Annotated in this window: 22 protein-coding genes; 20 read left to right on the top strand and 2 right to left on the bottom strand. The window is 71.5% G+C overall.

All coding sequences use genetic code 11. The features are described 5' to 3' along the window. Positions 1-20: 20 nt before the first annotated feature. Both CGQ25_RS03465 and CGQ25_RS03460 read right to left on the bottom strand, forming a co-directional pair. Complete coding sequence (locus tag CGQ25_RS03465; protein WP_208711831.1) at positions 21-812, bottom strand: DUF4190 domain-containing protein; 792 nt, start codon at positions 810-812, stop codon at positions 21-23. Between the two features lie 87 nt (positions 813-899). Further along, entirely contained in the window at positions 900-1,346 is a 447-nt protein-coding gene (locus tag CGQ25_RS03460; RefSeq protein WP_208712854.1) for a thioesterase family protein, read from the bottom strand. Between the two features lie 534 nt (positions 1,347-1,880). Here CGQ25_RS03460 and CGQ25_RS03455 point away from each other — a divergent pair. The 20 genes from CGQ25_RS03455 (at position 1,881) to CGQ25_RS03360 (ending at position 20,722) form a co-directional block, all read left to right on the top strand. Next, complete coding sequence (locus tag CGQ25_RS03455) at positions 1,881-2,183, top strand: urease subunit gamma (RefSeq protein WP_208711830.1); 303 nt, start codon at positions 1,881-1,883, stop codon at positions 2,181-2,183. Positions 2,184-2,193: 10 nt separating this feature from the next. Then, complete coding sequence (locus CGQ25_RS03450) at positions 2,194-2,502, top strand: urease subunit beta (RefSeq protein ID WP_208711829.1); 309 nt, start codon at positions 2,194-2,196, stop codon at positions 2,500-2,502. A 45-nt stretch (positions 2,503-2,547) separates the two neighbouring features. Next, a complete protein-coding gene (ureC, locus tag CGQ25_RS03445; protein ID WP_208711828.1) occupies positions 2,548-4,275 on the top strand; it encodes an urease subunit alpha in 1,728 nt (575 codons plus the stop codon). A gap of 24 nt (positions 4,276-4,299) precedes the next feature. Then, on the top strand, positions 4,300-4,785 hold the full coding sequence (gene ureE, locus CGQ25_RS03440; RefSeq protein WP_208711827.1) for an urease accessory protein UreE: 486 nt from the start codon (positions 4,300-4,302) through the stop codon (positions 4,783-4,785). Further along, entirely contained in the window at positions 4,785-5,510 is a 726-nt protein-coding gene (locus CGQ25_RS03435; protein WP_208711826.1) for an urease accessory protein UreF, read from the top strand. Before ureE ends, CGQ25_RS03435 begins: the two co-directional genes overlap by 1 nt. Before the next feature lie 46 nt (positions 5,511-5,556). Next, entirely contained in the window at positions 5,557-6,168 is a 612-nt protein-coding gene (gene ureG, locus CGQ25_RS03430; RefSeq protein ID WP_208711825.1) for an urease accessory protein UreG, read from the top strand. Beyond that, a complete protein-coding gene (locus tag CGQ25_RS03425) occupies positions 6,165-7,016 on the top strand; it encodes an urease accessory protein UreD (protein WP_255405542.1) in 852 nt (283 codons plus the stop codon). The genes ureG and CGQ25_RS03425 overlap by 4 nt, the downstream gene beginning before the upstream one ends. Before the next feature lie 11 nt (positions 7,017-7,027). Further along, positions 7,028-8,089 (top strand): HoxN/HupN/NixA family nickel/cobalt transporter, encoded by a 1,062-nt coding sequence (locus tag CGQ25_RS03420; protein WP_208711824.1) that lies wholly within the window; start codon positions 7,028-7,030, stop codon positions 8,087-8,089. Beyond that, positions 8,086-8,991, top strand: coding sequence for an urea transporter (locus CGQ25_RS03415; protein WP_208711823.1), 906 nt, complete (start codon positions 8,086-8,088; stop codon positions 8,989-8,991). The genes CGQ25_RS03420 and CGQ25_RS03415 overlap by 4 nt, the downstream gene beginning before the upstream one ends. Before the next feature lie 34 nt (positions 8,992-9,025). Further along, positions 9,026-9,472, top strand: coding sequence for a pyridoxamine 5'-phosphate oxidase family protein (locus CGQ25_RS03410; protein ID WP_208711822.1), 447 nt, complete (start codon positions 9,026-9,028; stop codon positions 9,470-9,472). Positions 9,473-9,488: 16 nt separating this feature from the next. Then, the gene (locus CGQ25_RS03405) at positions 9,489-10,271 is read left to right on the top strand and encodes an IclR family transcriptional regulator (protein WP_208711821.1); all 783 of its coding nucleotides are present in this window, start codon (positions 9,489-9,491) and stop codon (positions 10,269-10,271) included. 122 nt (positions 10,272-10,393) lie between these two features. Next, a complete protein-coding gene (locus tag CGQ25_RS03400) occupies positions 10,394-12,094 on the top strand; it encodes an FAD-dependent oxidoreductase (protein ID WP_208711820.1) in 1,701 nt (566 codons plus the stop codon). Next, positions 12,091-12,396 (top strand): Dabb family protein, encoded by a 306-nt coding sequence (locus CGQ25_RS03395; protein WP_208711819.1) that lies wholly within the window; start codon positions 12,091-12,093, stop codon positions 12,394-12,396. The genes CGQ25_RS03400 and CGQ25_RS03395 overlap by 4 nt, the downstream gene beginning before the upstream one ends. After that, positions 12,393-13,763 (top strand): MFS transporter, encoded by a 1,371-nt coding sequence (locus tag CGQ25_RS03390; protein WP_208711818.1) that lies wholly within the window; start codon positions 12,393-12,395, stop codon positions 13,761-13,763. The genes CGQ25_RS03395 and CGQ25_RS03390 overlap by 4 nt, the downstream gene beginning before the upstream one ends. A 20-nt stretch (positions 13,764-13,783) precedes the next feature. Further along, positions 13,784-15,538, top strand: coding sequence for an FAD-dependent oxidoreductase (locus CGQ25_RS03385; RefSeq protein WP_208711817.1), 1,755 nt, complete (start codon positions 13,784-13,786; stop codon positions 15,536-15,538). Beyond that, the gene (locus CGQ25_RS03380) at positions 15,535-16,314 is read left to right on the top strand and encodes an SDR family oxidoreductase (protein ID WP_222703689.1); all 780 of its coding nucleotides are present in this window, start codon (positions 15,535-15,537) and stop codon (positions 16,312-16,314) included. Before CGQ25_RS03385 ends, CGQ25_RS03380 begins: the two co-directional genes overlap by 4 nt. Further along, the gene (locus tag CGQ25_RS03375; protein ID WP_208711816.1) at positions 16,311-17,060 is read left to right on the top strand and encodes an SDR family NAD(P)-dependent oxidoreductase; all 750 of its coding nucleotides are present in this window, start codon (positions 16,311-16,313) and stop codon (positions 17,058-17,060) included. Before CGQ25_RS03380 ends, CGQ25_RS03375 begins: the two co-directional genes overlap by 4 nt. 6 nt (positions 17,061-17,066) lie before the next feature. After that, positions 17,067-17,840 carry an IclR family transcriptional regulator gene (locus CGQ25_RS03370; RefSeq protein ID WP_208711815.1) on the top strand — a complete coding sequence of 258 codons (774 nt, stop codon included), beginning with the start codon at positions 17,067-17,069 and terminating at the stop codon, positions 17,838-17,840. A gap of 283 nt (positions 17,841-18,123) precedes the next feature. Further along, positions 18,124-19,461 (top strand): cytochrome P450, encoded by a 1,338-nt coding sequence (locus CGQ25_RS03365; RefSeq protein ID WP_208711812.1) that lies wholly within the window; start codon positions 18,124-18,126, stop codon positions 19,459-19,461. Continuing rightward, complete coding sequence (locus tag CGQ25_RS03360; RefSeq protein WP_208711806.1) at positions 19,454-20,722, top strand: NAD(P)/FAD-dependent oxidoreductase; 1,269 nt, start codon at positions 19,454-19,456, stop codon at positions 20,720-20,722. Before CGQ25_RS03365 ends, CGQ25_RS03360 begins: the two co-directional genes overlap by 8 nt. The last annotated feature ends 5 nt before the right edge of the window (positions 20,723-20,727 follow it).

Below are 20,727 nucleotides of genomic sequence, written 5' to 3'. Positions count from 1 at the left end.
AGGCGTGGCTCAGCCGCGCGTCAGTTGGACGAACCGGAGCAGGAGGCGTTCGCGTACGCGCCCGTGCCCGTCTTCTTCGACACGCTCTTGCCGTCGATGATGATCTCGCAGCTCACGTGGGTCGACGCGTCCCCGGCGTCGCTCATCACGGACAGGGAGCCGATGACGTAGCCCGTCTCAGCGAAGTCCTTGTTCCAGTTCGCCGTGACCTCCTCGTTGCTGCTCCCGTTGCTGTCGATGTAGGTCACGGTGGCCTTGCCGGTCGTCGTGACCTTGTACTGGACGCTGTGCTGCGCACTCGCCTGGGCCGAGTAGGTCTCGGAGAACTTGCGCAGCTCGTCGGACGCCGATGTTGCCGCGGCGATGACGATCATGTTGACCACCACCGAGATGATGACCGCCACGACAGAGAGGGCGAGTCCTGTGATGGCGAGCGGCTTGCCGGCCTGCTTCCGGATGAGGGCGATGAGGCCGCAGACTGCGCCGGCGATGCCGAGGGCGATCGCCAGCCCGTTGACGAACGGGATCCAGCAGGTCAGGAAGGCCACGCCGCCGAGCACGAGGGCGACGATTGCGAGGGCCTTGCTGGGCTGCGGTCCCGGAGCGCCGTAGGCCGCGCCGGGCTGGCCGTAGCCCTGCCCCTGGCCGTAGCCCTGAGGCTGGCCGTAGCCCTGCGCCTGACCGGGCTGGCCATAGCCGGGAGCGCCATGCTGCGGCTGGCCGTACGTCTGCGGCTTCGCATAGTCGGGCTGCTGGCCCTGGACAGGCGGCTGGCCCTGCGGCTGGGCAGGCTGCTGCGGTGTGGTGCTCATAGGTTCCCCCCTATTGCTTGATGCGCCCCCTCCCGGCCCCTCGCCGAGACGACCGGGCGCATGAGCCGAGTATCCCACTCCGCAGCGTCAATTCCGCGTGCCGGCGGCGAAGATTCCCGTGCCGACGTACGGAGCCAGCCGCTCCCGCTGGTCCGTGGTGAGCCGCATGAGGCGCCCCGAGGACTCCTCGACGAAGGCGAGCTGCGTCGTCGCGCGCACGCACTCGTGGCCGTCGACAGGGTCGCGCACCACGTAGTCGAGAGTGAGGGCGGCCGCCTTGAGCCCGCTGACCCACACGTCGACCTCGGCCGGGACGTTGCGGTAGTCGAGGGGCCTGAGGTACCGGACGCGGTGCTCGACGACGAGCGCGAGCGTCCCGTCCGGCACCGCGGAGAAGAGCGGCACGAGGGGCTCCACCCCGGCGGCACCTGTGCCCCCGGGAGGGCCGAAGGCGGCGATGCGGGCCTCCTCGAGCATGCGGATGATCTCGACATTGTTGATGTGCCCGTACGCGTCCATGTCGCCCCAGCGCATGGGGACCGTGACGCGGAGCCGCTCGCCGCCGTCGTGCGTCGTCGCGTCCCCGCCGCCCGCGGGCCGCGCCGCGCTCTCACTGCTCACCCCACCGGTCTACCACAGCCGATCCCGGGGGCCGGGACAGGCAGGACCGCGCGGGGCGCACGACGGCGCGCGGCGGCAAGGTGGCGCCCCGCCGCCGGGGTGACCTCCCGGGGCGGGGCGCAGTGCCGGGCGGTGCCTCTCCGCCCGACGCCGGTGGCCGCGGGGAACCGCCCGGGACGCTCCGTGCCCCGCCGGCGCCAGCCCCGCGGCTGGCCTGTGCTGTGCTCAGTTGTGCTCTGGGACCCAGTGCGCTGCTGCCTGGCCGTCCCGTCCGAACCGATGGCTCCAGCGTACGGAGGGCAGCTTGCGCCGGGGTGTCCCGTGTGTTTAATCGCGGTTACGGCGCTTGCTGGGATTTTCATGGGAGTCCGTCCGCCCCAGGGTGCACCCGTCCGGGCGAGGTCTATCGTGAAGGGGCCCACGCAACGCCGATCAAGGAGTTCGCTGATGCACCTCACCCCCCGCGAGCAGGAGAAGCTGCAGATCGTGGTCGCCGCGGATCTGGCGCGGCGCAGACAGGCCCGGGGCCTCAAGCTCAACTTCCCGGAGGCGGTCGCCATCATCACCTACGAACTGATCGAGGGCGCACGCGACGGGCGGACGGTGCCCGACCTCATGAGCTACGGGGCCACCCTGCTGACGAGGGACGACGTCATGGAAGGCGTCCCCGAGATGATCTCCGACGTCCAGGTCGAGGCCACGTTCCCCGACGGGACGAAGCTCGTCACCGTCCACCACCCGATCCGCTAGGAGGAGCGCCATGATCCCCGGGGAGTACATCCTCAGCGACACGCCGGTGACGTGCAACGAAGGCCGCGAGACCGTCGAGGTCGAGGTCACCAACACCGGCGACCGGCCCATCCAGGTCGGCTCGCACTTCCACTTCTTCGAGACCAACAATGCCCTCGAGTTCGACCGCGGCCCGACCCGCGGCTTCCACCTCGACATCCCGGCAGGCACGGCCGTCCGCTTCGAGCCCGGCGACCGCAAGACCGTCCGGCTCGTCGCCATGGCCGGCGCCCGCGCCGTCTACGGCTTCGACAACGCCGTCAATGGCCACCTGGACTGAGCGTCCCACCAGTGCGTCCGGACCCTTCACCACGGGAGGAACACCATGAGCTTTGACATGAGCAGGCGGCAGTACTCGGACCTCTACGGCCCCACGACGGGAGACTGCGTCCGGCTGGCCGACACGGATCTGTTCCTGGAGATCGAGGAGGACCGCACCGTCCACGGCGACGAGGTCGTGTTCGGCGGAGGCAAGGTCATCCGCGACGGCATGGGGCAGGACGGCAACACGGTCCGGGACGGCGCTCCGGGAGACCTGTCCGTGGCCGACACTGTGATCACGAGCGTGATCGTCCTGGACTACACCGGCATCTACAAGGCGGACATCGGGCTGCGCGACGGGCGCATCCTCGCGATCGGCAAGGCCGGCAACCCCAACATCATGGACGGCGTCACCATCGTGATCGGCCCGAGCACCGAGGTGATCTCCGGCGAGGGCCGAATCGTCACCGCCGGCGGGATAGACACGCACGTCCACTTCATCAGCCCGGACCAGTTCCCGACAGCCCTCAACTCCGGGGTCACTACCCTGATCGGCGGGGGCACGGGGCCGGCCGAGGGCACGAAGGCCACGACGATCACCCCCGGCCCCTGGAACCTCGCGAACATGCTCAAGGCGGTCGAGGACGTCCCGCTGAACATCGGCTTCCTCGGCAAGGGGCACGCGAGCTCGGTCGAGCCCCTGGCGGAGCAGATCAAGGCTGGCGCGATCGGGCTCAAGGTCCACGAGGACTGGGGTGCGACCCACTCCTCGATCGACAACTCCCTGCGGGTGGCAGACCACTACGACGTCCAGGTGGCAATCCACACCGACACCCTGAACGAGGGCGGCTTCGTCGAGGACACCATCGCGGCGATCGCCGGCCGGGTGATCCACACGTACCACACGGAGGGCGCCGGCGGCGGCCACGCGCCCGACATCATCAAGATCGCGGGGCTCCCGAACGTCCTGCCGGCCTCGACAAACCCGACCCTGCCCTATACGAAGAACACCGAAGAAGAACACCTCGACATGCTCATGGTGTGCCACCACCTCAACCCGGACATCCCCGAGGACGTCGCGTTCGCCGACTCACGCATCCGGCCGGAGACAATCGCGGCCGAGGACGTGCTCCAGGACATGGGCGTCTTCTCCATCACCAGCTCCGACTCGCAGGCGATGGGGCGCGTCGGCGAGGTGGTCCTGCGGACCTGGCAGGTCGCCGACAAGATGAAGAAGCAGCGGGGCAAGCTCGAGGGCGACACCGAGCGGGGGGACAACTTCCGGCTCAAGCGCTACGTCTCGAAGTACACGATCAACCCCGCTCTCGCACACGGGGTGGCCGAGTACATCGGGAGCATCGAGGTGGGCAAGGTCGCGGACCTCGTGCTGTGGGAACCCGCGTTCTTCGGCGTCAAGCCGTACGCGGTCCTCAAGGGCGGCCAGGTCGTGACCTCGCTCATGGGGGACTCGAACGGGTCGATCCCCACACCGCAGCCGCAGACGATGCGCGGCTCCTTCGGCGCCCTCGGCAGCGCCGTGCACGCCTCCTCGATCACGTTCATGTCCCAGGCAGCGGTCGACGCCGGGGTCCCGGAGGCGCTCGGCCTGCGCAAGCACGTCCGGCCGGTCCGCGGGATCCGCACCCTGCGCAAGTCCGACTTGAAGTTCAACGGCGAGACGCCGCAGATCGACGTCGACCCCGAGACGTACGAGGTCCGCGTCGACGGCGAGAGGGCCACCTGCGACCCGGTCGACGTCCTGCCCATGGCCCAGCGCTACTTCCTCTTCTGAGGCTGACGGAAGGACAGGCATCCAATGATCGTCGAAGCCGTTGCAGGCAACGTCTCCGAGCTCACGGACGAAGAGCTTGCCGGGCTGCACGTGGAGAAGGTGGTGCTGCCCAGCGCCGCCCTCGTCAAGCGCATCCAGCGGGTGACTACCGACCACGGGCGGGAGATCGGGCTGAGGCTCGAGGCCGCTCCCGGGCCTGAGGGCGACCTGCGCGACGGGGACATTCTCGTCCGCGACGACGCCGGGCTCGTCGTCGTCTCGGTCGAGGCCACGGACGTGCTCGTGATCGCACCGCGGTCGGTCCACGAGATGGGGGTGACGGCCCATGCGCTGGGCAACCGGCACCTCCAGGCGCAGTTCTTCGACGAGGGCTCGGAGGACGGGGCGGCCGTGATGGTGGTCCAGTACGACCACACGGTCCAGGACTACCTCGACCACCACAGCGTGCCCTACCAGCGGCAGGAGCGGGTCATGCCCGTCCCGTTCCGCCACGCGGAGCACACCCACTGATGGGAGGAAACAGCCTCCGGGAGGAGGGCGCCGTGGACTGGGTCCTGCCGCTGCTGCAGCTGTGCGACTCGGCGCTGCCCACGGGGTCCTTCGCCCACAGCTTCGGCCTCGAAACCTACATGGACCGGGGCACGGTGGACGACGAGGCGAGCTTCCGCGAGTGGCTCGGGCAGTTCCTCGACCACCAGCTCGTGCACGCCGACGGGCTCGCGGTCCGGCTCGCCGCGGACCTCTGCTCCCCCGACGGCGGCCCGGCGGACGAGGCCCTGGTCCACCTCGATGCCCTCATGCACGCGCAGTCCCTGCCCGCCCAGCTGCGCGAGGCCGGCGTGACCATGGGACGCCGCCTCGTGGAGATCGGGTCCCAGGCCCTCCCGGGTCCACGTCTCGGGCAGTACGCGCGCCTCGTGGAGAGCGGCCGGTGCCGCGCGCACCAGTCGATCGCGTTCGCCCTCATCGGCGTGGACCACGGAGCGCCCACCCCAGTCCTCGTCCGCGCCTACCTCTTCTCCAGCCTCACGGCGCTCACCCAGAACGCGGTCCGTGGCGTCCCCCTAGGCCAGAACGCGGGCCAGCGCGTCCTGGCCACGATGCGGCCGCGCGTCGTCGCGGCGCAGCGCCGCATCCAGCAGCTCGGCCTCCGCGACCTGGGCGCCGTGCCCCCGGGCCTCGAGATCGCCCAGATGCAACACGAGACCCAGCGGGCCCGGCTGTTCATGAGCTGAGCCCTGCCCCTGCCAGAGCGACCAGCACCGCGAAAGGACACCTGACATGACACCGGTGAAGATCGGCATCGGCGGCCCCGTGGGCGCCGGCAAGACCCAGCTGGTCGAGCGGCTCACCCGGGCCCTCAGCCATGAGATCTCGATGGCCGCCATCACCAACGACATCTACACGATCGAGGACGCGAAGATCCTCGCCCGCACGAGCGTCCTGCCGTTGGACCGGATCGTGGGCCTCGAGACCGGCGGCTGCCCGCACACCGCGATCCGCGAGGACACCTCGATGAACCAGGCGGCGATCGACAGGCTCATCGAGGCCCACCCCGACCTCCAGGTCATCTTCGTCGAATCCGGAGGGGACAACCTCTCCGCGACGTTCAGCCCCGAGCTCGTGGACTTCTCGGTCTACATCATCGACGTGGCCCAGGGCGAGAAGATCCCCCGGAAGGCCGGACAGGGCATGATCAAGTCGGACCTGTTCATCATCAACAAGACCGACCTCGCCCCATTTGTCGGAGCGGACCTCTCCGTGATGGAGGCCGACTCGAAGACGTTCCGCGGCAACAAGGCCTTCTGCTTCACCAACCTCAAGACGGACGAGGGCCTCGAGCACGTGATCCGCTGGCTCAGGCACGACGTTCTCATGATGGATCTCGCGTGAGCGCGCTGGCCGATGCGGCGACGCTGTACCGGGGGGAGCTCGACCTCGGTCTGGACCGTCGCGGGGACGGGCGGACGGTCGCCAGGTCGCAGTACCACAGGGGCGCCCTGCGCGTCCTGCGTCCGATGTACCTGGACGCGACCGGGCAGGTGACGTACGTCGTCGTCAATCCGGGCGGTGCGTACCTGGACGGCGACCGGTACCGCATCGACGTGACGCTCGACGACGGCGCCGACCTCCTCTTGACCACCCAGTCAGCGACCAAGGTCTACCGGACCCCGAGGGAGGGCGCCATCCAGGAGGCGAGGTTCGTCCTCGGCAGCGGGAGCAGGCTCGAATACCTCCCCGACCAGCTCATCGCCTACCGCGGCTCCCGCTACGAGCAGGACACGCGGATCGAGATGGATCCGACGGCGGGTCTGGTGATGGCCGAAGTCGTGACCCCGGGCTGGTCGCCGTCGGGCGCGCCCTTCGGCTACCGGGAGCTGCGGCTGCGGACGGAGGTCGCGATGGGCGGCCGCCCGGTCGTGGTGGACAGCATCGTGCTCGACCCGTCCGACGGCGCCGGCGGCCTGGGCGCACTCGGCCTGCTCGAGGGCCACAGCCACCTCGGCTCGCTGCTCGTGGTCGACCCCCGGGCCGACCAGGACGCGGTCGACGCCGTCCGCGGCCTCCTCGCGGACCGGCCGGCCCTGCGCGGCGGCGTCTCGGCGCTGGCGGTGCCGGGGTTCGCGCTGCGGGCCCTCGGCCCCTCGACGGATGATGTGGGGGGCGTCATCCGGTCCGCCGTGGACAACCTGCGCGCCCGCTGGGGCGGCCAGGGCCGGGTGGACCTCAGGAAGTACTGAGGGGAGGGACCATGACCAGCAGCAGGCTCCAGCCCGGCGTCGCCCGGGGGGAGCGCCGGTCCTTACGGCACCGGGTGCTTGCCACGCTCGCCGCGGTCGCAGCGCTGCACGCCGTCGCCGTCATCCTCCTGCTGGCGGGTGCCGCCGGCGGCGGGGGTCCCCTCGCAGCAGGCCTTGTCGCGACCGCCTACCTCACCGGCGTCCGGCACAGCTACGACTGGGACCACATCGCGGCAATCGACAACTCGACCCGCCGGCTGGTGGCCATGGGCCGCGAGCCCGCGAGCGTCGGCCTCGCGTTCAGCCTGGGCCACAGCAGCGTGGTCATGGCCGCCGGCGTGCTCGTCGTCGCCGGCGCGGCCTTCATGTCCTCGCTCCTGCAGGAGGGCACCGCGGCGAACACGGTGCTCGCCCTCGTGGGCGGGTCCGTCTCCGGCGGTTTCCTCCTGCTGATCGGCTGCTTCAACGCGGCAGCAGCGCGCCGCGCCTGGACCCTGCGCGCGAGAGCGCACGCCGGAGCCGCCCTCGAGCCCCACCAGCTCGAAGCCCAGGGCCTCCTCACGCGGCTGCTCGCCCGGCCGCTGTCCCGCCTGGTGACGCCGCGGGGCATGTACGTGCTCGGCTTCCTCTTCGGACTGGGCTTCGACACCGCAAGCACCATGTCGCTGCTGATCCTCACCGCCTCAGCCTCCCTCAGCGGGGTGTCCGCGTGGACGCTCGCATCCCTGCCGTTCTTCTTCGCCGCAGGCATGTGCCTGTGCGATTCGCTCAACGGCTTCGCCGTCCTGCGGCTGTACCGCACCGCCTGGCAGGATCCTGCGCGAAAGCTGGGATTCAACGCGGCCGTCACGGGTGCCTCGGCCGTCTCGGCGCTGTTCATCGCCGCCATCACGATCGGCGGGGTGGCGCACCGCGGGCTCGGCCTGCACGACCCGCTGACCACATGGCTCGCCGGCGTCGACCTCGGGGAGGCAGGGCTCGCCCTCGTGGCGCTCATGCTCGCCTTCTGGGGCGTCGCCGCGCTCCTGGAACGGGCACGGCGCCGGCCCGAGCCAACGGTCCGGGAACCGTGACCCGCCTCCCGCTGGCCCTCGTCAGGAGCCAGGCCCAGATCTTCTTCCAGCCCGCGTGGCCCACAGGAGTCCTGCTCCTCGCCGCCTTCGCCGTCGCGAGTCCGCTCCTGGCGGGGTTCGCGCTGCTCGGCGCGGCGGTCCAGTCCGCCGCAGCCTGGTTCATCCCGGCGCTGGACCGGGCCGACGTCGTCGAGGGCAAGCACGGGTTCTGCGGGGCCCTGACCGCCGTCGCGGCCGGCACCGCCCTGGGCCCGACGGCCGCGGCGCTCGTGTGGGCGCTGGCAGGCTCGGTGGCGTGCGCCGGCGTCGTGCTCCTCATGGACCGCGGCAGGACCGCCGAGCGTGGCCTGCCCGCGATGACCGCGCCGTTCTGCGCCGTCAGCAGCGTTGCGCTCCTGGCCACCGCGTCGATGCAGTCGCCGCCCCCGGCCTTCGCCTACCACCCGACGGGCACGCTCCTCGACCCGGTCGTCGCCGTGCTCCTCAGCGTCGCCCAGGTGGTCCTGCTGGACAACGTCTGGAGCGGCGCCCTCATCCTGGCGGGGCTCTTCGCCGCGGGATGGGCTGTGGGCCTGTGGGCCCTCGTCGGCGCCGCCGTGGCCTCCACCGTCGCATGGGCCGTCGGCGCGGACGCGGACGGCGTGCTCAACGGCCTGGACGGGTACTCGGGAGTGCTCGTGGCGCTGAGCCTCGGCCTGGTCTTCGTGCGGTCCCGGTATCGGGTCCCGATCACCCTCGCCGGAGTGGCGCTCACGGTCCCGGTGCGGTTCCTCCTGGCAGGCGCCGGCGTGCCCGTGTACACGTGGCCGTTCGTCCTCGTGACGTGGGCCGCGCTGGTGCTGATCCACCTGGCGCGAAGCAGGACGAAAGGCGGTTCCGGAGCACCTCCCCGGCATGCCTAGGATGGGATCACTCGGAGAGAAAGAGGCGACAACGATGCTGTTCGACCACGACAACGACGATCCGATCCGCGTCCTGAACGACGCCGAGAGCTGGGAACTGCTCGAAGCCGCGCGCCATGGCCGTCTGGCCACCTTCGCCGCGGGTGAGCTCGACATCGTGCCCATCAACTTCCGGGCCTCGGGCCGCCGCCTGTTCCTCAAGACGACGCCCGGCACCAAGCTCGCGGAGCTCACCATCCACCCCGGCGTCGCCTTCGAGGCCGACGGCGTGATGCAGGACGAGGCGTGGAGCGTCGTCGTCAAGGGCACCGCCCGAGTGCTCGAGCACTCCGCCGAGATCGAGGAGGCGGAGGCCGTCGGCATCGAGACCTGGCTGCCCACCGTCAAGTCCGTGTACGTCGAGATCGAGCCCCAGCACGTCGAGGGCCGCCACTTCCGCCTCGGCGCGGAGCCGGAGGCCACGACCGCGCACGACTACTGAGCCCTGGCGCCGCGCCATGGCCAACTCGCCGTCGGGCGACTCGATGGTCCACCGCCTCGTGCGGGTCATCGAGGCGTTCGACGGCGAGCACCGCACCCTGAGCGCGGCGGAGATCGCCCGCCGCGCGGACCTCCCCACGAGCACCGCGTACCGCCTCGTCGACGAACTCCTCGCCGAGTCGCTCCTCGACCGTGACGGGCGGCGCCTCCGGCTCGGGACCCGGCTCTGGGAGCTGGTCTCCCGTGGCTCCAAGGTCCTGGGGCTCCGCGAGGCGGCCCTGCCCTTCATGGAGGACGTGCAGTCCGTGGTGGGCCACCACACCGTCCTCGGGATCCTGGACCAGAACGAGGTCCTCTACATCGAGCGGATCGGCTCCAACTCCTCGACCATCAACATCACCAAGGTGGCCGGCCGCCTGCCCGTCCACGCGACGTCGACCGGCCTGGTCCTCATGGCCTTCGGCCCCGCGGACGCGCAGGAGACCTTCCTCCGCCGGCGCCTGCCCCGGTACACCGACACGACCACGACGAACCCGGATGAGCTCCGCCGCAGGCTCGCCGAGGTCCGCCAGATGGGCTTCTGCGTCATGACGGGCGCGATCGTGCCCGAGTCGACGGGCGTCGCGGTGCCGGTCTTCAACGCGGAGGGCACCGCTATCGCGGGCCTCAGCGTCGTGATCCCCCGCGCAGGCGGGCCCCTCCAGACCTCGATCTCCGCGCTCCAGACCGCGGCGCGCGGCATCTCCCGCGCGCTCGGCTGGGACGGGACGCTGCGCGACGCGATCCGCCGGAGCCTCTAGGACACGCGCCAGCGGAGCCACTGACCGAAACAATTCCCGATGATCGGGAATGTGTGATGTGCAGAACACACCGAACCTCGACTCTCGTGAGTAGCCAGTTTCCCGGCTCGAAGGAGAGTCCCATGAAGTACCTCATCGGCGCCCCGCGCAGCTCGTACGACGTCGTCGTGCTCGGCTCCGGCGCAGGCGCCCTCACCGCCGCGGCGACGGCCGCGCGCTCCGGCAAGTCCGTCCTCGTCCTCGAGAAGGCCAGCCTGCTCGGCGGAACGAGCGCCATCTCGGGCGGCATGCTCTGGATCGCGGCGAACCACCACGCCCGCGAGGCCATGGCGGACGGTGGGTTCGCCGACACCCGCGAGGCCGCCGCCGAGTACGTCCGGGCCGTGTCCCGCGGCCGCGGCCGCGAGGAGCTCCTCGACGCCGCGGTCTCCTACGGCGACACCATGCTCCGCTACGCCGAGGACGAGCTCGGCGTGAAGTTCCTCTTCCTCGACAACTTCCCGGACTACCGCCAGGACCTCCCGGGCGCGGTGGACGGCGGCCGCACCATCGAGCCGCAGCTGGCGAACATCAACGAGCTCCTCGGCGACCTCGCCGAGCACGTGCGCTCCGACGGCCGCGCCCCCTTCACGATGCAGGAGTACGAGGACTGGGGCGCCTTCACGCGCTTCCCCTGGGACGAGCTCGACGCCCGCGCGAAGGCCGGACTCGTCGCCAAGGGCCGCGCCCTCATCGCGATGCTCCTCGCGGCCGCCGTCCGCGACGGCGTCCACATCGCGGTCGAGGCCCGCGGCGAGAGGCTGGCGCACGACGGCGGCCGGGTCACCGGCGTCGTGCTCGCCACCGGCGAGGAGATCGCCGCGGCGGACGCCGTGGTGATCGGCACGGGCGGCTTCGAATGGGACCACGCCCTCGCCGACTCGATGCTCGCGAGCCGCCTCTACACGATGTGCTCCCCGCCCACGAACGAGGGCGACGGCCTGCGGATGGCCCAGCGCCTCGGCGCCCAGACGCGCGGCACGCGCGAGGCCTGGTGGGCGCCCATGTCCATCACCGGCGACACCCGGGACGGCAAGCCGATCGGCACCCTCCTGCGCTTCGAACGCCAGGGACCGGGCTCGATCATGCTCAACCGCCACGGGAAGCGCTTCGCCAACGAGTCGCAGAACTACAACGACCTGGCCCGCTGCCTCCAGTCTTGGGACTCCCCCGCCAACACCACGCTCAACACCCCGGCGCACGTCGTCTTCGACCACGCCTACCTCGAGCGCTACGGCATCCTCGCCCACCGCGCGGGCGAGCCGACGCCGTCGTACCTCATCGAGGGCGCGACCCTGCCGGAGCTCGCGGCGAAGATCGGCGTGCCCGCCGAGAACCTCGTCGCGACGGTCGAGCGGTTCAACGCGTTCGCGGTCAAGGGCGAGGACCCGGACTTCCACCGCGGCGAGACGGCCTACGACAAGTACTGGGGCGACGCCGAGAACGCGTGGCCCAACCCCTCGCTCGGCCCGCTCGAGCGCGGCCCGTTCTACGCGATGGAGGTGGTCAACGGCGCGTTCGGCACGAACGGCGGGATCGCCACCGACGGCCGGGCCCGCGTGCTCGACGTCGACGGCGCCCCGATCGCCGGCCTCTTCGCCGTGGGCAACGCGACCGAGAGCGCCTACGCGGCGGGCTACCCCGGCGCCGGCGCGACCCTCGGCCCGCTCATGACGATGGGGTACCTTGCCGGCCGGACGATCGCCGGGGAGCCGGTCGAGTACGATGCCGGGGCTGCCGCCGCCGGCGCTGTCACCGCCGAGCTGGCGGGGGCGGCGCGATGATCCGCCACGCCGTCCTGTTCAAGTTCAAGCCCGACTTCCCTGCCGAGCAGCGCGAGGCCTGGACCGCGGGACTGGACCGCATGCGCGGGAACGTCCCCGGGCTCCTGGCCCTGACGCACGGGCCGGACGTCATCCGCTCCGAGCGGGCCTTCGACTACGCGATCGTCGCGGACTTCGAGTCCGTCGCCGACATCGAGGTGTACAACACCCACCCCCTGCACGAACCGCTGAAGAAGTACTCCTTCCCCAACAGCGAGCAGATCATCTCCGTCGACTTCGAGATCAGCAAGGATGCACCATGAGCAACGTCGCTCCGCGCACCGCAGCAGCACCCGCGCCCTCCGCGGCGCAGCCCCGCAAGACCCCGGGCAAGGCGGCGCTCGCGTCGTTCCTCGGCTCCACGCTCGAGTACTACGACTTCTTCATCTACGGCACCGCCGCCGCGCTGGTCTTCCCCGCGCTGTTCTTCCCAGCCGACAACCCGACCGCGGGCCTCGTGGCGGCGTTCGCGACCTTCGGCGTCGCCTACGTGGCCCGCCCGCTCGGCGGCATGGTCATGGGCCACTTCGGCGACCGCCTCGGGCGCCGCAACGTGCTCCTCGTGACGCTCTCGCTCATGGGGCTCGCTTCGCTCGGCATCGGCTTCCTCCCGACGTACGACGCCGTGGGCCTCCTCGCGCCCGTGCTCCTCACCCTCGGCCGGCTCATCCAGGGCTTCTCCGCAGGTGCGGAGTCGGCAGGCGCCTCGACGCTGACCCTCGAGCACTCCCCCGAGGGCCGCCGCGGCTTCTTCACCTCGTTCGTCATGACCGGCTACGCCTCCGGGATGGTCCTGGCAACCCTCGTGTTCGTCCCGATCACGGCGCTGCCGAAGGACGACCTCATGTCCTGGGGCTGGCGCGTGCCGTTCTGGTGCTCCATCGTGGTCCTCGCGATCGCCTACTGGGTCCGGACGCACCTCGAGGAGACCCCGGTGTTCGAGGAGGCCAAGGAGGAGGCCCTCGAGACGGGCACGGCCCGCAAGCTCCCGCTCGGCCAGGTGCTCCGGTTCCAGGCGCCCGACGTGCTGCGGGTCCTGTGCATGTCCATCTTCTCGGTCATGCAGACCATCTTCACGGTGTTCGGGCTGTCCTACGCCACCGCCCACGGCGGTCTCGACAAGGGCGCGATCCTGACGATCAACGCCGTGACCATCGGCGCCTCCATGCTGGTGATGCCCGCCGTGGCCACACTCTCGGACCGGATCGGCCGCAAGCCCCTCATGCTCACCGCGATGCTCGGCTGCTCGGCCGCGCTGTTCGCCTACTTCTGGGCCCTCGGCACCGGCAACCTCGTCCTCGTGTTCATCGCGAGCTTCGTCTTCATGACGCTGCTGTACTCGGGCTTCAACGGCGTGTGGCCGGCCTTCTTCGCGGAGCTCTTCGCCGCCCCCGTCCGCTACACGGGCATGGCCCTGGGCAACCAGCTCGGCCTCCTCGTCGCGGGCTTCGGGCCCATGATCGGCGGCCTGCTCATGACGGCAGGCCCCACGGGCTGGGTCCCGGTCGCCGTCTTCGGGGCGGCCTGCGCGATCGCCGCCGCCATCGCCGCCTTCAGCGCCCGCGAGACCGCCCACACGCCGGTCGACGAGCTCGGCGAGCCCTACCTCACCGCCACCCGCACGAAGTGACCTCAGGAGACATCGGCACCATGAGCAACGACAAGACAGTAGCCTGCGACGTCCTCGTCGTCGGATCGGGAGCGGCCGGGATGGCCGCAGCCCTGGCGGCCGCGAGCCGGGGCCTGAGCGTGATCGTCGCCGAGAAGGAGCAGCACTTCGGCGGCACGACGGCGATCTCCGCTGGCTGGGCCTGGGTGCCCGGCAACCGCGTGGGCGCCGCCGCCGGGGACACCCGCGAGGAGGTCGAGACCTACCTGAAGAACCTCGCCCCGGAGACGTACAACGCCGACGGCGTCAGGCAGTTCCTCGACACCGTCCCCGAGGCGCTGGAGTTCTTCGAGCGGGAGACCGACGTCGAGTTCGTCTACCCCGACAAGGCACCCGACTACCAGATGGACCTCCCCGGCGCCCGCCTGGGCGGACGGGCGATCCTGCCCAAGGACACCGACGCCCGCATCCTCGGGGACAAGCGCCTGCTCATGCAGCCCTATCTGTCCTCCTACACCGTGTTCGGGTACATGCCGCAGGTGGGCCCGGACATGAACGAGTTCGTCCACGTCAACCAGTCGCTGAAGTCCTTCGTGTACGTGGCGAAGAAGCTCCTGCGGACCTGGTTCGACACGGCCCGCTACCGCCGCCCCGTGCTGCGCACCAACGGCAACGCGCTCATGACCCTCATGGTCAAGAGCGCCCTCGACGCCGGCATCCGGCTGTGGGAGGGCACCCCGGTCGTCTCCCTCACCCGGGGCGACGACGGCGCCGTCACCGGTGCCGTGCTCGGCGGCCGGCACGCCGCCCGGGTCGAGGCGAGGCTCGGCGTCGTCCTCGCCGCCGGCGGGTTCTCCGGCAGCGCACAGCTGCGGCAGAAGTACTTCCCGCACGACGCCGCGGGCGACGACCACTTCACCCCGACCGTGGGCCACGGTGGCGACGCCGCGAACCTCGCGCTCTCCGCCGGCGGGTACATCGACGACCGCGTCTCCTCGGTCGGCTCGTGGGCCCCCGTGACTGTGTTCCGGCACAACGACGGGCGCCAGCGGCTCTTCCCGCACCTTCGCGCGATCGGCCTTCCCGGCCTCATCGCCGTGGACCGGCACGGGAAGCGCTTCGGCAACGAGGCCCTGAGCTACCACGACTTCGGCGGGGCGATGATCGCCCACAACGCCGGCGAGGAGAAGACCTTCGGCTGGGTCATCGGGGACGCGAAGACGATGCACAAGTACGGCATCGGCTACGCCAAGCCGTGGCCCATGCCGCGCGGGTACTTCTACAGGGTCGGGTACCTCGTCAAGGGCGCCACCCTGCCGGAGCTCGCGGGGAAGATCGGCGTGGACGCCGCCGGGCTCGAGGCCACCGTCGCCGAGTTCAACCGCAACGCCGCAGCTGGCACCGACCCGGAGTTCGGCCGCGGCTCCACCGAGTACAACCACTTCCGCGGCGACATGGACCACCGCCCCAACCCCAACCTCGCCCCGCTGGACAAGGGCCCGTTCTACGCCGCCAAGATCCAGATGGGCGACCTGGGCACGTTCGCCGGGGTGGCCGTCGACTCGGACAACACCGTGGTGACCGAAGAGGGCGCGCCCATCCCGGGCCTGTACGCGGTCGGCGCCGCCGCACGCAGCGTGTTCGGCGGCGGCTACCCCGGCTACGGCTCCCACATCGGAGCGGCCCTCGTCTTCGGCTACCGCGCCGGACGCGACATCGCCCGGCTCGCAGCCGAGCGCGGGGCGGTCCGCGGTGCGGCCCGCGGGGTCGAGACCACCGAGGAGGCGGCACGATGAGCACGCTGTCGGACCGCGTCGCCGGAAAGGTCGCCCTCATCTCCGGCGCCGCCCGCGGCATGGGCGCCTCCCACGCCCGCGTCCTCGCCGCGCACGGGGCGAAGGTCGTCATCGGAGACCTGCTCGACGACGAGGGCCGCGCCCTCGCGGCGAAGATCAATGCTGAGTTCAACACCGGCTTCGGCGGGGACGTGGCGCTGTTCGTCCACCTGGACGTGACGGACTTCGCGAGCTGGGAGCAGGCGGTGGGGGCCGCCGTCGAGCGTTTCGGGACGCTGGACGTGCTGGTGAACAACGCCGGCATCTTCACGCGGGGCAGCGTCGAGGAGGCCGACGTCGACGAGTGGCGCCGCACCATCGACATCGACCTCACCGGGAACTTCCTCGGCATGAAGGCCGCGGTGCCGGCCATGAAGGCCGCGGGCGGGTCGATCATCAACATCTCCTCGATCGCCGGGCTCGTCGGGTTCAAGAACCGCGCCGCGTACGCCGCGGCGAAGTGGGGCGTCCAGGGGCTCACCAAGACCAGCGCGCTGGACCTCGGGCCGTACGGCATCCGCGTCAACTCCGTGCATCCGGGGTCGGTCAAGACGCCGCTGACGGCGGGCCTGAAGCGCGGGTTCGGGCAGATCCCACTGGGCCGGGACGCCGCGCCTGAGGAGATCTCCGACCTCATCCTCTACCTCGCCTCGGACGAGTCGCGGTTCATGACCGGGGCGAACCTCGCGATCGACGGCGGCGAGACCGCGGGCAACAACCTGCGGCAGGACGCGTGAGCGCGTCCTTCACGGACCGCGTCGCCGTCATCACCGGTGCGGCGTCGGGCATCGGGGCCGCGACGGCGAGGCTGCTCGCCGAGCGGGGCGCCGCCGTCGTGCTCGGCGACGTCGCGGAGGGGGCGCACGACGTCGCGCGCTCCCTCCGCGGGGACGGGCACCGGGCGCTGTGCGTGCGCACCGACGTCACGGACGAGGACTCGGTGGCCGCGCTCATGGACCGCGCGGCCGCCGAGTTCGGCGCCCCCGACGTGCTCGTGGCCAACGCCGGCATCGCCGAGCCGAAGGCGCCGCTGCACGAGCTCGACGTCGACGCGTGGCGGCGCGTCGTGGAGATCGACCTCACCGGGGTCGCGCTGTGCGGGAAGCACGCGCTGCGGCACATGGTCGCCGCCGGCCGCGGCTCGATCGTCAACGTGTCCTCGATCCTCGGGACCGTGGGCCAGGCGAACAGCACGTCCTACTCGGCCGCGAAGGCCGCCGTCGCGAATCTGACCCGGTCGGCGGCCGTGACGTACGCGTCCCAGGGGATCCGCGTCAATGCGGTCGCGCCCGGCTATGCCGACACCCCGCTCGTGGCGGGCCTTCCCGACGAGGTCCGCGCCGCGATCGCGGCGCGGCAGCCGATCGGGCGGCTTGCCGGGCCCGAGGAGGTGGCCGAGGCCATCGCCTTCCTCGCCTCGGACGCGGCGTCGTTCGTGGTCGGCGCCGTCCTCGCGGTCGACGGCGGGTACACCGCGGTGTAGCCGGCCATGCCCACGCCCGCCGAACCCACCCGTGACTCGATCATCAGCCGCGTCGTGCGCATCCTGAGCTGCTTCGACCGCAGCACCGCAGCCCTGAGCCTGAGCAGCCTCGCTCGGCGCTCGGGGCTGCCGCTCACCACTGCCCACCGGCTCTGCGAGGAGCTGCTCCGGCATGGCCTCCTCGAGCGCGACGCCGCCGGCGACCTGCGCCCGGGGCTGCGCATCTGGGAGCTGGGCTCCCGCGCCTCCCACGCCCTCACGCTGAGCGAGGCCTGCCGCCCCTACATGGAGGACCTCCAGGACACCGTGCGCCAGCACGTGACCCTGGCGGTGATGGACCGTGGCAGCGCCCTCTACGTCGAGCGGCTCTCCGCGCCCGAGTCCCCGCTCGACGCCGCCCACATCGCCCAGCGCATGCCGCTGCACGCCTCCTCGAGCGGCCTCGTCCTGCTCGCGTTCTCGGACCCCTCAGTCCGGGCCAGCGCCCTTGCCGGCCCGCTCGAGAAGGTCACGCCCGCCACCGTCACGGACCCCGAGCAGCTGCGGCGCCACCTCGCCGACATCCGGCAGAGGGGCTTCGCCGCGCCGCCCGGCGTGGGACGCGCCGAATGGATCGGCGTCGCCGTGCCCGTGTTCGGGCCCGGCCAGAGCGCGCACGGGCCCTGCATCGCGGCTGCGCTGAACTGCATCCTCCCCCTCGACGCCGCCGACCTCGTCCCTCGCGTCGTCCCGGCGCTGACGACGGCTGCCCGCGGCATGTCCCGCGCCCTCCGCGGCTGAGCCCTCGGCCCTCTCCCCCTCCCCCTCCCCCTCCCCCTGTCGAGGGGTCGCCTCCCCCTGCCGAGGGGTCGCTTACCCCTGTCGAGGGGTCACCTCCGCGCCTGGGGCGGTGACTTCTTCCGGTCACCGGAAGGGTGCCTGCCACAGTGTGCCGGGCTCGGCCAGACTCAATCCATCGACGTGATCAGCGTCACGGAGCAGGGTCCAGCACCCACTCCGACACCCCGACCCTTGCGACCGCAGTGCGCGCAGTGCCGCGCGCCCTCGGCGGAAAGGACCCAGGATGACCATCACCTGCCCCTTCACCGGAGCCACGGCCGACGCCGCCGGTGCGGCTCCCAGCGCCGGCGACCAGGCCGGCGTCGTGCGCCCCACCGAACCGACCCTGCCGCCGTACTCGCACGAGCTCCCCTGGCCCGACGGCCTGGAGCCCTTCAAGGTGGTCGACGACGGCAGCCAGGGCGACCCCTACGCCCACTACGCGTGGATGCTCGAGAACGCCCCGGTCCTGCGCGCGGCCTCCGCGACCACGGACGTCTGGTTCATCTCGCGCTTCGAGGACGTCCGCAAGGCGCTCCGCGCCCCCAAGGTGTTCTCCTCCGAGGTGGTCAAGCCCGTGCCGCTGACGTTCCTGACGCTCATCGACGCCCCCGACCACGCCCGGCTGCGGCAGATCGTCGCGAAGGCGTTCACGCCCAAGGCCATCGGCCTCTTCGAGGACCGCATCCGCGAGACCGCCACACGCCTGCTCGACGGGCTGATCGCCCGCGGAGGCGGCGACGTCGTCGAGGAGTACGCGATCCCGCTGAGCATGTCCACCATCAGCGCCCTCCTCGACGTCCCCGCCGAGGACTTCGACAAGATGAAGTTCTGGTCCGACGAGACGTTCAGCTACTTCGGCCGCCTCGCCCGCAACGCCCCGGGCACCGGGACGGACGAGGAGAGCGCCCACGCATTCTTCGCGTACCTCAAGGACACGATGGAGCGACTGCACGCCGCCGGCAACGAGTCGGTCGGAGGCCAGATCGCCCGGATGTGGAAGGACGGGCAGCTCTCCGAGAAGGAAGCCAAGGAGCTGTGCGCGTTCGTCTTCATCGCAGGCCACGACACCACGACGATCCTCCTGGCCAACGCCTTCCGCGTCTGCGCCGAGAACCCGCAGCTGCTCGCGCAGGTGCGTGAGACGCCGTCGGGCGCCGAGAAGTTCGTCGAGGAGCTCGCCCGGTTCCGGGGCACCGTCCAGCGCGTTTCCCGGGTCACGACCGAGGACGTCGAGGTCGCCGGGGTGACGGTCCCAGCCGGCTCCATCGTCCGGCTCATGCCCGCGGCGGCGAACCACGACCCCCGCAAGTACCCCAACCCCGACGTGTTCGACCTCGACCGGGACACGAGCGGCCACATGGGCTTCGGCCACGGTGTCCACGCGTGCCTCGGAGCGCCCCTCGCCCGCCTCGAGACGGTTGTGACCGCCGAGCTCCTGAGCCAGCGCCTCGCGGGCGTGGCGCTCGACCCGGCGCACCCGATCGAGTACGTGCGCGGCAACAACCTGACCAACTCGGGGCCGGAGCGCCTCGTCGTCTCCGTGGAGGGACGCAACACCGTGGAGGGAAGCCATGAGTGAGACCATCCAGCCGGCGCGGCCGATCGTCGTCGTCGGATCGGGACACGCAGGGGTCGGCGTCGCCGCGGGGCTGCGCTCGCGCGGCTGGGACGGCCGTGTTGTCCTCGTCGACGCCGAGGATCAGCTTCCGTACGAGCGGCCACCGCTCTCCAAGGACCTCCTCGCCCCCGGCGCCGCGGCCGAGCCCGTGCCCATGCGCAAAGAGGCCTGGTACGCCGCGCGGCGCATCGAGCGCGTGCACGCCACGGCCGTGTCGGTCGACCGGGAGCGCCGCGAACTGACGCTCGACGACGGCCGCGTCCTGCCGTACGCGAAGCTCGTCCTCGCGACGGGGTCGACGCCGCGCCGGCTCACCGTCCCAGGTGGGGACCTCGACGGCGTCCTGCTCCTCAAGACCCTCCCGGACGCCCGCCGCCTCGCCGGCGAGCTGGCGCCCGGCCGGCACGTCGTCGTGATCGGGGCCGGCTACATCGGGCTCGAGGTGGCTGCGGCGGCGGCGAAGCTCGGCTGCTCGGTCACCGTCCTCGAGTTCCAGGACCGGGTCATGAGCCGGGTGACGAGCGAGCCCGTGTCCCGGTTCTTCGAGGACGCCCACCGCCGTGCCGGGGTCGAGTTCCGCTTCGGCGCCGCGGTCACCGCGATCGAGGGCACGGGTTCCGCGGGAGGCGCGGGCCGGGTCGAGTGGGTCGTGACGGCCGACGGCGCGCGGCACCGTGCCGACGTCGTCGTCGCCGGGATCGGGGTGGTGCCCGAGCAGGGGCTCGCCGCCGCGGCCGGCCTGGACGTGAGCGACGGCGTGCTCGTCGATGCGGCCGGGCGGACCTCCGATCCGGACATCTACGCCGCCGGCGATGCGACCCGGTTCGCGAGCCTCTACGACGGGGCGAGCCAGCGTCTCGAATGCATCCAGAACGCCCGCGCCCAGGCCGAGGCCATCGCGGCGGACATCACCGGGCAGGCGCAGCCGGCCGCCGAGGTGCCCTGGTTCTGGACGGTCCAGCACGGCGTGCGGCTGCAGACCGCGGGCGTGCGCCACCCGGACGACGACGTCATCCTGCGCGGCGCCCCGGCCACGGGGAAGTTCACCGTGGTCTACCTCCGCGACGGCCGCGTTGCTGCCGTGGACACCGTCGGATCGCTCGCCGACTTCAACGCCGGCAAGCGGCTCGTCGCCCAGCGGGCTGCACTCTCCCCCGCACTTGCCGCGGACCCGTCCGTCCCGCTCGAGCAGGCCGTTGTGTCGCTCGAACCGGCATTCTGACCCCT

The organism is Sinomonas sp. R1AF57, from assembly GCF_002224485.1.
GTDB classification, from domain to species: domain Bacteria; phylum Actinomycetota; class Actinomycetes; order Actinomycetales; family Micrococcaceae; genus Sinomonas; species Sinomonas flava.
Note: the sequence above shows the minus strand (reverse complement) of the source record. Positions and strands in the feature narration are given on the sequence as shown.